We start from the raw sequence: 13283 nt of genomic DNA on the forward strand, positions 1-13283 counted from the left end.
TGTGAATTTGATTGAACTGTTGGCAGTACTGGAAGAAAAAGGCGTAGAGCTCTCCGTCGCGGGTGACCAACTGGCTGTACGCGGTCGTAAACAGTCTCTGGCCGAGCCGGCTGTCCTGGCCTTGCTGCGTGAAAACAAGGCGTTGCTGATCGAGTCGATCAAGGACGGTTCTTATGCCACCGCTCTGAAGAGCCTGCAGACAGTGCCCGAAAACGGCATTGTCCAGGGCTGTGAGCGCATCACGCCGGATATGCTGCCGTTGCTTGCCCTGGACCAGGTCGCCATCGACCGGATCGTGGCCCGCATTCCGGGCGGTGCGGCCAATGTGCAGGATATCTACCCGCTGGCACCGTTGCAGGAGGGGATTCTCTACCATCACCTGACGGCCGAGCGGGGCGACCCCTATGTCTTGCAGAACGAATTCACCCTGACCAGTCGCGAGCGTCTGAGTGACTTCATCGGCGCCTTGCAGAGCGTGATCGACCGGCATGACATTCTGCGCACGTCCCTTGTCTGGGAAGGCCTGGAAGAGCCGGTGCAGGTGGTCTGGCGCGAAGCGAAGCTGGGTGTTCAGGATATTTCTGCGGAACTGGAAGAAGGAGAAGTGCTGCCGCAACTCAAGGCGCGCTTCGACCCTCGTGATTACCGTCTGGATATCGGTCAGGCACCGTTGTTGCTGCTGGTGATCAGCGAAGACAAGGCCAATCAGCGCTGGCTGGCCATGCTGCTGTTCCATCACCTGGCCATCGACCATGCAGCCCTGGAAATCGTGCAGCATGAAATGCAGGCCTTTCTGACCGGTCAGTCTAAAACCCTCGAAGCCCCTGTGCCTTACCGCAACTATGTGGCGCAGACGCGCCAGCCAGGCAAGCGTCAGAGCCATGAAACGTTCTTCCGCGACATGCTGGGCGACATGGACGAGCCGACACTGCCGTTCGGTCAGCAGGATGTATTGGGCGACGGTAACGGCATCGAAGACGCGCATCTGGCGCTGCCTGCAGAGCTGGGGCAGCGTCTGCGTGCCCAGACCCGGAAACTCGGCGTCAGTGCGACCAGTCTCTGCCATCTGGCCTGGGCTCGCGTGCTGGGCGTAGTGTCGGGACGCGACGATGTGGTGTTCGGCACCGTCATGCTGGGCCGCATGCAGGCCGGGCAGGGTGCAGGACAGTCTCTGGGTATGTTTATCAATACCTTGCCGCTGCGTGTGCGTCTGGCCGGGCAAAGTGCCCAGGCCGGGGTTGCGAGTACGCATGCTGCCCTGACTCAACTGCTGGGGCACGAGCATGCCTCGCTTGCCCTGGCTCAGCGTTGCAGCTCGGTGGTCGCCCCGACGCCGCTGTTCAGTGCCCTGTTGAACTATCGACACAGTGCCGATGCCGCGCAAACCCTGGATGAGCAGACTCTGAAAGCCTGGCAGGGCATTGAAACCCTGAGCGCCGAAGAGCGGACCAACTATCCGCTGATTCTGTCGGTGGATGACTTCGGTGAGCACTTTGCACTCCACGTCCAGGCTTCCTTGCAGATCGGCGCGCAGCGTGTCGCCACCTATATGGCGTCTGCCCTGACGAATCTGGTCAGCGCTCTGGAAGCGGGTGGGGAAACCGGTCTGACGGATATCGCCGTGGTACCGGAAAGCGAATGCGAGCAATTGCTGCATCATTTCAACGACAGCGCGACGGACTATCCTCGCGACAGCTCCGTCCATGGCCTGTTTGAACAGCAAGTCGCCCAGCGACCTGAAGCCCTGGCTGCCGTTCATGGCGAATATTCGCTGACCTACGCCGAACTCAATAGCCGCGCCAACCGTCTGGCCCATTACCTGACAGGCCAAGGTGTCAATCCAGGCGATGCAGTGGCGATTCTGCTGCCGCGCTCGCTGGACCTTCTGGTGGCGCAACTGGCCGTCAGCAAGTGCGCTGGCATTTACGTGCCACTGGACGTCAATGCACCTCAGGAACGTCAGGCATTTATGGTGCAGGACAGCGGGGCGCGTCAGGTGCTGACTCATCACGCTCTGGATGTGCCACAAGGTGCTGCACGTATTGACCTGGATCGTCTGGATCTGGCTCAGCAATCCGATGCCAACCCTGATCGGATCTGCACCAGCGAAAGCGCGGTGTACATCATGTACACCTCGGGCTCCACCGGGACACCAAAAGGCGTGCTGGTGCCGCATCGCGCCATTGCCCGTCTGGTGATCAATAACGGCTATGCCGAATTCACTTCACAAGACCGCGTGGCCTTTGCCTCCAACCCGGCGTTTGACGCCAGTACCCTGGATGTCTGGGCACCGTTGCTCAATGGCGGTTGCGTGGTGGTTGTGGATCAGGATGTGCTGCTATCGCTGCCGGAGTTCAAGGCTCTGCTGCTGGAGCAGTCGGTCAGCGTGTTGTGGATGACGGCTGGTTTGTTCCATCAATACGCTTCAGGTTTGTACGAAGCCTTTGCGCAACTGCGTTACCTGATTGTGGGCGGCGATGTGCTGGATCCTTCGGTCATCGCTCAGGTCCTGAAAAACGGTGCACCTGAGCATCTGCTCAACGGCTACGGCCCGACCGAGGCCACGACCTTCTCGGCGACCCATGAAATCAAAACCGTGGGCGAGGGCAGTATTCCCATCGGCAAGCCGTTGGCCAATACCCGGCTGTACGTGCTGGATGCCCGTCAGCAACCGGTGCCATTGGGCGTCACCGGCGAGCTGTATATCGGCGGTGATGGCGTGGCGCTGGGATATCTGAACCGTGCCGACCTGACCGAGCAGGTGTTCGTGGCTGATCCATTCAGCACCGACCCGGCAGCCCGTTTGTATCGCACTGGCGACCTGGCCTGCTGGCTGGCCGATGGCACGGTGGAATACCGGGGCCGTAATGACCAGCAGGTGAAGGTTCGTGGCTTCCGTATCGAGCCGGGCGAGATCGAAACCCGTCTGGCCGGTCATGAAGGCGTGAAAGAGGCGGTGGTGCTGGTGCGTGAAGACGTGCCGGGCGACAAGCGTCTGGTGGCGTATTTCACCTCGACAGAAGCCGATATCGATCTGGAGGTCCTGCGCAGTCATCTGCAAGGCCAGTTGCCGGACTATATGGTCCCGGCAGCCTATGTCCAGCTGGACAGCCTGCCACTGACCAACAACGGCAAGCTGGACCGCAAGGCGCTGCCAGCGCCGGATCAGCAGGCGTTTATCAACCGTGGCTACGAAGCGCCAGAAGGCGAAGTCGAAACTACCCTGGCGCAGATCTGGGCCGAGGTGTTGCAGGTCGAGCGTGTGGGGCGTCACGACCACTTCTTCGAACTGGGCGGTCACTCGCTGCTGGCGGTGAAGCTGATCGAGAAGATGCGCCAGGAAGGCCTGAGCGCCGATGTGCGCGTGTTGTTCAGCCAGCCGACCCTGGCGGCTCTGGCGGCTGCGGTGGGCAGCGGCACGGAAATCCGTGTGCCGGCCAACCTGATCGAACCGGGCTGTACCCGGATTACGCCGGATATGTTGCCGCTGGTCGAACTGGACCAGAACACTCTGGATCTTGTTGTGGCAACGGTTCCCGGCGGTGCGGCCAATGTGCAGGATATCTATCCGCTGGCACCGCTTCAGCAAGGCATTCTTTACCATCACATCAGCGCCGAGCAGGGCGACCCCTATGTGTTGCAGGCAACCTTTTCGGTCAAGAGCCGGGAACGTCTCGATGCATTTGCCAATGCACTGCGCCATGTGATCCAGCGTCACGACATTCTGCGCACAGCCGTAGTCTGGCAAGGGCTGAGCGAGCCGCTGCAAGTGGTGTGGCGTGAGGCTGACCTGAGTGTGGAGTTCCTTAAACCGGACCCACGCGACGGCGCCATTGCCGAGCAGTTGAGCGAGCGTTTTGCCAGCAGTCACTATCGTCTCGATCTGGCCGAAGCGCCCTTGATCCGGCTGGCCTGTGCCCGTGATGGCGACAGCTGGGTCATGCTGCTGATCTTCCATCACCTGGCGCTGGACCATACCGCGATGGACGTGGTGCGCGAGGAGATGCAGGCCTTCATGCTGGGCGAAGCCGATTCGCTGCCCGCTGCCGTGCCGTACCGCAACTACGTGGCTCAGGCTCGCCTGGGGCTTGGGCAAGAAGAGCATGAAGCCTTCTTCCGGGACATGCTGGGCGATGTCGATGAGCCGACGCTGGCTTACGGTCAGGCCTCGCTGCCCGGCGATGGCGGCCATATCGAAGAAGCACGCGTGCAACTGGATACCGCGCTGTGCCGTCGGGTACGGGTGCAGGCTCGTCAGCTTGGCGTCAGTGCCGCGAGCCTGATGCACCTGGTCTGGGCGCTGGTGGCCAGCAAGGCCAGCGGTCGTGCCCAAACGGTATTCGGCACGGTGCTCATGGGCCGGATGCAGGGCGGCGACGGTGCCGACCGTGCCCTGGGCATGTTCATCAACACGCTGCCGCTGCGAGTGGACATCGACGGGCGCAGCGTGATCGAGGGCGTGAAGTCCACCCATGCGCGCCTCAGTGCATTGCTGGGTCACGAGCATGCCTCGCTGGCCCTCGCACAACGCAGCAGTGCCGTGGCAGCGCCTTCGCCACTGTTCAACTCACTGCTCAATTATCGTCACAGCGCTGCCGATATGGCCTCCAGTCAGGCCTTGTCGGCCTGGGAAGGTATCGAAAGCCTGAGCAACGCAGAGGGCACCAACTATCCACTGGCCATTTCCGTGGATGACCTGGGTGAGGGCTTTGTCCTCAGCGTGCTGGCGATGCAGGAAATCGGTGCCCGGCGTGTCTGCGACACCTTTGCCTACACGTTGCAGCAACTGGTCGAGGCCCTGGATGGCCATCCGCAGACTGCTCTGCATGATGTGCCGGTCATTGCGCCTCAGGAACGTAAGCGCCTGCTGGAGACATTCAACGCTACGGCTACGGATTACCCAAGGGACCAGACACTGCAGCCTCTGTTCGAAGCTCAGGTTGCCGAGCGGCCTGAAGCCATTGCCGCCGTGCACGGGGAGCAGTCGCTGACCTATGCCGAACTCAACCGTCGCGCCAACCGTCTGGCCCATTACCTGACGGGGCTGGGAGTGAAGGCGGGCGATGCCGTGGCGATTCTGCTGCCGCGTTCGCTGGATCTGCTGGTGGCGCAACTGGCGATCACCAAATGTGCGGCCCTTTACGTACCGCTGGACGTCAATGCACCGCTGGACCGTCAGGCCTTCATGGTCCGTGACAGCGGCGCCCGGCAGTTGCTGACCCTTCATGACCGTGAGATTCCGGAAGGTGCGGAGCGTCTTGATCTGGATCGGCTCGATGTGAGCGGTCAGCCGGACCATGATCCGCAAAACCGCAACACTGCGGAGTCAGCGGCTTACATCATGTACACCTCGGGCTCTACCGGCACCCCAAAAGGGGTCATCGTGGCGCACCGTGGCATTGTCAAACTGGTGCGTAATAACGGTTTTGCCGACTTCAACCAAAACGACCGCCTGGCATTCGCCTCGAACCCGGCATTTGACGCCAGCACCCTGGAAGTCTGGGGCGCGCTGCTCAATGGCGGGCAAGTGGTGGTGATCGAGCATGAGTTGCTGCTGGATCCGCCGCGTCTGGCCGAAGTTCTGGTAGCCAAGGGCATCACGTCATTGTTCGTGACCACTGCGGTATTCAACCAGTATGTGAGCCTGATCGGCGAAACCCTGGCGGGACTGCGCATTCTGATGTGCGGCGGTGAGCGGGCCGACCCGCAAGTCTTCCGGGATTTGCTGGCCATTGCACCGGATCTGCGCTTGATTCACTGCTACGGCCCGACGGAAACCACCACCTACGCGACGACTCTGCATGTGACCGATGTGCCGCTGCAGATGAGCAATGTGCCCATCGGCAAGCCGCTGGCCAATACCCAGGTCTACGTGCTGGATGCCCGTCAGCAGTTGGTACCCACGGGCGTTGCCGGGGAAATATGCATCGGCGGCGACGGTGTTGCGCTGGGTTATCTGAATCGTCCCGAACTGACCGCCCAGGCATTTATCGCTGACCCGTTCAGCTCTGTGAAAGGCGCGCGGCTCTATCGCTCCGGCGACCGCGGTTGCTGGCGTGCAGATGGCAGCCTTGAACATCTGGGGCGTGGTGACGGCCAGGTGAAGATTCGCGGTTTCCGTATCGAGCCGGGCGAGATCGATGCGCGCCTCAAAGCCTGTCCGGGCGTGCATCAGGCCTCGGTGGTGATTCGCGAAGACGTGCCGGGGCAAAAGCAACTGGTGGCGTATTACACCGCCGAATCCGCCGATTCGCTGCTGACTGTCCAGAACGTCCAGGCCTGGCTGCGTGAGGCCTTGCCGGAATACATGGTGCCTTCGGCCTTCGTACGCCTGGAACACTGGCCTTTGAACAACAACGGCAAGCTTGATCAGAAGGCGCTGCCTGTTCCCGACGCGCAGGCACTGACAAGCAGTGTGTATGAGGCCCCGTCAGGTGACGTGGAAGCCTTGCTGGCCAGTATCTGGTCCCAGGTGCTGAAGGTGGAGCGCGTAGGGCGCTTCGATAACTTCTTTTCTCTGGGCGGCCATTCGCTGCTGGCGGTGACGCTGATCGAGCGCATGCGCCAGGAAGGTTTGCGCGCTGATATCAAGGTCTTGTTCAACCAGCCTACCTTGGCGGCACTGGCGGCTTCCCTGACGACCGAGCAGGACATTCAGGTACCGGCCAATCTGATTCCCGCCGACTGCCAGCGGATCGAACCCTGGATGCTGCCTCTGGCCAGTCTGGAGCAGACGTCCATCGATGATATCGTCGCTGCAGTGCCGGGCGGTGTGGCCAATGTGCAGGATATCTATGCACTCGCGCCGCTTCAGGAAGGCATCCTGTATCACCATGTCGCGGCACGTGAAGGCGATTCCTTCATCCTGCAGTCGTTGCTCGAAATTGACACTGAAGCCCGTCTGGAGTCTGCCATCCAGGCTTTGCAAAAAGTGATCGAGCGTCATGACATCCTGCGCACGGCAGTGTTCTGGAAAGGTCTTGAAACGCCTGTGCAGGTGGTGTTGCGCCACGCAACGCTGTCGAGCGAATGCGTGACGCTGGACCCTGAGGATGGCGATATTCTCGGCCAGATGCGTGAACGGTTCGATGCCCGAAATTTTCGCATGGACATCGGCCAGGCGCCTCTGATCTGCATGCCCTACGCCTGGGATTCGGTTAACCAACGCTATGTGGTGGCGCTGGTGTTCCACCACCTGATCATGGATCACGTGGCTTTCGATGTCGTGGTATCCGAAATACAAAGCCTGTTACTGGATGAAGCGACACCGCTGCCCGAGCCGGTTCCTTACCGAAACTACATCGCTCAGGTGCGCCTGGGGGCCGATGATGCGGCACATGAACGCTTCTTTCGCGACATGCTGCAAGACGTCCGCGAACCGACCTTGCCGTTTGGCCAGCAGGTATCCGAAGGCGTGATGCATGAAATCCACGACAGGGTAGATACCGACATCGCTCAACGTGTCCGCAGCCTTGCCCGAAGCCTGGGCGTGAGTGCGGCCAGTCTCTACCACCTGGCATGGGGCCTGGTGGTGGGGCGTGTCTCGGCAAGTGACGATGTGGTATTCGGTACTGTGCTGGTCGGGCGGATGCGCGGCGGGGAAGGCGCAGACCGGGCATTGGGCATGTTCATCAACACCTTGCCGATCCGCGTAGAACTGGGGCAACAGGCTGTGGCCCAGGCCGTCAGGCAGGTGCATGCACGCCTGAGCGGGCTGCTTGAGCATGAACATGCGCCTCTGGCTCTTGCACAGCGTTGCAGTGGTGTTGCAGCACCGGCTCCGCTGTTTGGCGCGCTGCTCAATTTCCGCCACAGCGCGGCGGACGACTCTGCACAGGCTCACACCGCCTGGCAGGGTATCCAGGGGCTTGAAGCCCATGAACATACGGCGTATCCCTTGTCGCTGGCGGTAGACGATACAGGTGCAGGGTATCTTCTGACGGTTCAGGCCAGCGGAGGCATCGATGCCCGGGCGCTGTGCGATTACATGCAGTGCGCCTTGCAGAACATGATTGAAACACTCGAACAGGCACCGTCGACTGCCTTGAATCGCATTTCGATACTGCCTGATGCCGAGCGCCTGCGGTTGCTGACCTCGTTCAACGATACCGATTGCGTTTATCCGGATCAGGCAACCGTTCACGGGCTGTTCGAGGCTCAGGTGCAACGCACGCCCGATGCCGTGGCGGTGGTGCATGGCGAGCAGAGCCTGACTTATCGTCAGCTGGATCAACAGGCCAATCGACTGGCGCACTGCCTGACACCATTGCTTGGCGGACAGAATGCCCCGGTCGCGTTGTGTGTCGAACGTGGCCTGGAAATGCTGGTGGGCTTGTTGGGGATTCTCAAGGCGGGCGGTTGTTATGTGCCGCTGGACCCCGGTTATCCGGCCGATCGCTTGAACTACATGCTTGCCGACAGCTCTCCGGTGGCTTTGCTGACACTGGGCAGTGCGCCTGATGGCCTGGACAGCGGCAGTATTCCGGTCATCGCTCTGGACCGTGATGCCGAATGGCGTTCAGGCCCGACAGCGCCTGTAGAGCGCGAAACCGATGCGCGACAACTGGCCTACGTGATCTACACCTCCGGTTCCACCGGCAGACCCAAAGGGGTCATGCTCGAACAACGGGGCGTGGTCAACCTGCTCTGTGCCATGCGCGACCTGACCCGCACCGGGCCAGAAGACCGCATGCTGGCCCTGACCACCATCAGCTTCGACATTGCCGGCCTGGAACTCTACATGCCGCTGATCTGCGGCGCCTGTACGGTACTGCTCGACCGTCACGGTGCTCAGGACCCTGTATTGCTGGCCGAAGCGATCGCTCAGAGCGGTGCGACCATGATGCAGGCTACGCCAGCCACCTGGCGACTTTTGCTGGATTCCGGCTGGTCGGGAGCGGCCGGGCTCAAGGCGTTGTGTGGTGGCGAGGCGTTGCCTCTGGACCTGGCACAACGAGTGGCCGCAAGAGTCGGCACGCTCTGGAACGTCTATGGCCCCACCGAAACCACCATCTGGTCATCGGCGCTGGAATTCGATGCCAGCGACAGGACTTCGGCCAGCGTCAGTATCGGCCGTCCGATTGCCAATAACCGTTTCTACCTGCTGGACGAGCAGGGCGAGCCGGTGCCCATGGGCGTGGCTGCCGAGTTGTATATCGGTGGCGACGGCGTGGCCCGTGGTTATCTGAACTGGGAGCAACTGACGGCCGAACGCTTTATCAATGACCCGTTTTCCTCGAAGCCCGGAGCGCGTCTTTACCGCACAGGCGACCTTGCCCGCTATCGCCCCGATGGCAGCCTCGAATACCTGGGCCGCAACGATTTCCAGGTGAAGATTCGTGGTTACCGGATCGAACTCGGAGAAATCGAAGCCAGACTGGGCGCTGTCTCCGGTATCCGTGAAGCTGTCGTCGTAGCTGTCAATGACGCCCATGGCGACCTGCGGTTGGCGGGCTATTACACTGGCGAGAACTGTGCGAGCAGCCTGCTGCGTGAATCCTTGCTGGCACACTTGCCGGAGTTCATGGTTCCGACCGTGTTCGTACACCTGGAAAAACTGCCGCTGACCCCCAACGGCAAACTGGACCGCAAGGCGTTGCCGGCTCCCGAAACCGATCTCACGCGTCACTACGAAGCGCCTCGTGGGGAGCAGGAAATCAGTCTTGCCGCGACATGGGCCGAGTTGCTCAAGGTCGAGCGAATCGGACGCGACGACAACTTCTTCGAACTGGGCGGGCACTCGCTGCTGGCCATGCGTCTGGTGTCTCTGGTTCGTCAGCAGTGGGGCGTTGAACTGCAACTGGCCGAGCTGTTTGCCCACCCTCAGTTGAGTGCGGTAGCCGAGCAGATTGCCTTGGCAACACGCAGCACCTGGCCGGACATCACACCGGTTTCTCGTGATGAAGCCTTGCCGCTCTCGTTCGCTCAGCAGCGCCTGTTGTTCCTGGCGAAGATGGAAGGTGCCAGTGCCGCCTATCATCTGCCCGCCGGGCTGCGCCTCAGGGGAGCGCTCGACGTGTCCGCACTGCAACGTGCCCTGGACCGCATCGTGGCGCGTCATGAGGCTCTGCGTACTTGCTTTGTCCAGCCTTCGGGTGGTGCGGCAGTGCAACGTATCCTGCCACCGGACAGCGGTTTTGCGCTGACCCGGGTGGATATCTCGGGGCTCGACGATCCGTCGGCCACCTTGAACGAGATGACCGGGCAGGAGGCGCTGCAAGGCTTCGATCTGCAGCACGGGCCGCTGATCCGCGGACAGTTGATCCGTATCGCGGAGCAAGAGCATGTGCTGCTGGTGACCATGCACCATATCGTTTCCGATGGCTGGTCCATGGGCGTATTGACGGCCGAGCTGGGTGCGCTCTACGCAGCCTTTGTGCGTGGTGAGGCGGACCCTCTGCCGGAGCTGACCTTGCAATACGCCGACTATGCCGCGTGGCAGCGTCGCCTGCTGGAGGGCGAGGCCTTGAAGGCCCAGACCGACTGGTGGCGCAAGACGCTGGCCCAGGCTCCGGCGGTGCTGACACTGCCGACCGACCAGCCTCGTCCGGCACTGCAGGACTATTCGGGCGCCGCGATACCGGTCTGCTTCGATGCGCAGTTGACCGCGCAGCTTCATGACCTGAGCAAACGCCACGGCACCACGCTGTACATGACGGTGCTGGCAGCCTGGGCGGCCACATTGAGTCGTTTGTCCGGTCAGGACCAGGTGGTCATAGGTTCGCCGGTGGCCAACCGCATGAATGCCGAAGTCGAAGGGCTGATCGGCCTGTTCGTCAACACACTGGCTCTGCCGATCGATCTGTCCGGCAAACCCGACTTCGCCGAGTTGCTGCGCAGGGTCAGAACCCTGGCCCTGGAAGCACAGGCCCGTCAGGCATTGCCTTTCGAGCATGTGGTGGAGGTGGTCAAGCCGGTTCGCAGCCTGTCTCACAGCCCGTTGTTCCAGGTCATGCTGTCGTGGCAGAACAACGAAAGTGTCGACCTTCAGTTGGGCAACCTGACGCTGGAAGGCATTGGCGCACCGAGAAACAGCGCCAAGTTCGATCTGTCCCTGGACCTTGGGGAAGTCAACGGCCAGTTGCAGGGCAGCCTTGAGTTCGCCACCGCCTTGTTCTATCCGCAGACCATCGAGCGTTATTGCGGTTATCTGGAGCGTCTGCTGCGTGCCATGGTGGCCGATGCCGGACAGCCCGTGTACGGCGTTGCTTTGCCGGATGAAGCGGAGCGTCTGCATCTGGCCCGTTTCAACGACACGCAACACTACTATCCGCCGGCACAAACCGTTCATGGTCTTTTCGAAGCTCAGGTGCTGCGTACGCCTGATGCTCCGGCACTGATCCATGGCGGGGAACAGTTGAATTACCGGCAGTTGAACGAGCGAGCCAACCGTCTGGCCTGGCATTTGCGCGCACGGGGCGTCGAGCCTGATGCCCGGGTAGCTATCTGCATGGAGCGTAGTACGGAAATGGTGGTCGGTCTGCTGGCCATCCTCAAGGCGGGCGGCGGTTATGTGCCGCTGGACCCGGCGTATCCGGTCGAGCGTATCGCCTACATGCTGGAGGACAGCTCGCCGACCGTGGTGCTGGCCCATGGGCCGACTCTCGGTCTGCTGTCTGCCACCCACGCCCCGGTGATCGATCTGGACAACAGCACCTGGCTCGGACAACCACCGGAAAACCCGGAGGTTCCCGGCCTGAGCGCTGCGCACCTGGCCTATGTGATTTACACCTCCGGGTCCACCGGCATGCCCAAAGGCGTGATGATCGAGCATAGAAACACGGTCAACTTCCTGACCTGGGCAAAACGGGCTTTCGAGCCGGCAGTGCTTGCCAGAACCCTGTTCTCCACCTCGTTGAACTTCGACCTGGCCGTCTACGAATGCTTCGCTCCGCTGACCACCGGCGGCTGTATCGATCTGGTGAAGAATGCCCTTGAACTGCAGCGAAACGAGCGCGATGTCACGCTGATCAATACCGTGCCTTCGGCGCTCAAGGCGTTGCTGGAATCCACCGGGCTGAGCCAGGGCGTGCATACGGTCAACGTGGCGGGCGAAGCACTCAAGCGCAGTCTGGTGGAAAAACTGTTCGAGCAGACTCAGGTCAAGCAGTTGTGCAACCTCTACGGGCCTTCGGAAACCACGACTTACTCCAGTTGGGTCGCCATGGATCGGGAAAGCGGTTTCAGTGCGCATATCGGCAAACCCATTTCCAATACCCGATTCCATGTACTCGATGAGTATCTGAACCCGGTGCCGCTGGGTGTCGCGGGCGAGCTCTTCATCGGTGGAGCGGGTGTGGCGCGTGGGTATCTCAACCGTGACGAACTGACGGTCGAGCGCTTCCTCGATGATCCGTTCAGCGATGTGCCGGGTGCTCGCATGTACCGCACCGGTGACCTGGGTCGCTGGTTGCCGGACGGCAATATCGAGTATCTGGGGCGCAACGACGATCAGGTGAAGATTCGCGGCTTCCGTATCGAACTCGGTGAGATCGAAGCGCGCCTGGCTGGTCATGAAGCGGTCCGGGACGCGGTTGTCCTGGCCCGGGAAGACGAGCCTGGTGATGTGCGGCTGGTGGCGTATTACACGCTGCAGAGCGAGAAGCTGGTGGTCGACAGCGGGTTGTTGCGAGCGCATTTGCAGGCGCAACTGCCTGAGTACATGGTGCCTGCCGCCTATGTGCACCTCGATAACTTGCCGCTGACCCCCAATGGCAAACTGGATCGCAAGCGCCTGCCGTTGCCCGACAGCAACGCTTACGTGACGCATCGTTACGAAGCGCCTCAGGGTGAAAACGAAACCCGGCTGGCCATGCTCTGGGCCGAGTTGCTGAAGGTGGAGCGAGTAGGGCGTCACGACCACTTCTTCGAACTGGGCGGGCATTCGCTGCTGGCGGTCAGTCTCATCGAGCGCATGCGCCAGGAGGGGCTGGAAGCCGATGTTCGTGTCCTGTTCGGGCAGTCGACCCTGGCCGCCGTCGCGGCATCGGTGGTGCCACTGCGCACCGTCGAAGTCTCGGCTTCCCGTGTACCTACCCAGCAACGCAAACGCCGTATCTGATCCGTCTCTCTGCTGACCCTGCGGTGTCCCCATTCAAGGGGACGCCGCTTTCCCAAAGCCCCTGCCGTCCTGCATCCCGCCTGTCCCTACATACCGTGACAGACAGTCCAGAACCGATGCTCTAGTTTTTTCCCACCCTAGAAAGGCGGTCTTTCGCCTTTTCACGAAGCCGTCTTGTGTTTTTCGTCGACTTCTCCAGAACTCATACAGCGCAGGTTATTCG

1 protein-coding gene is annotated in these 13283 nt (G+C 61.3%); it reads left to right on the top strand.

All coding sequences use genetic code 11. The features are described from left to right. Nucleotide 1: 1 nt before the first annotated feature. Nucleotides 2-13060 carry a non-ribosomal peptide synthetase gene (locus KQP88_RS12145; RefSeq protein WP_216705828.1) on the top strand — a complete coding sequence of 4353 codons (13059 nt, stop codon included), beginning with the start codon at nucleotides 2-4 and terminating at the stop codon, nucleotides 13058-13060. Nucleotides 13061-13283 lie beyond the last annotated feature (223 nt).

Source organism: Pseudomonas lijiangensis (assembly GCF_018968705.1).
GTDB classification, from domain to species: domain Bacteria; phylum Pseudomonadota; class Gammaproteobacteria; order Pseudomonadales; family Pseudomonadaceae; genus Aquipseudomonas; species Aquipseudomonas lijiangensis.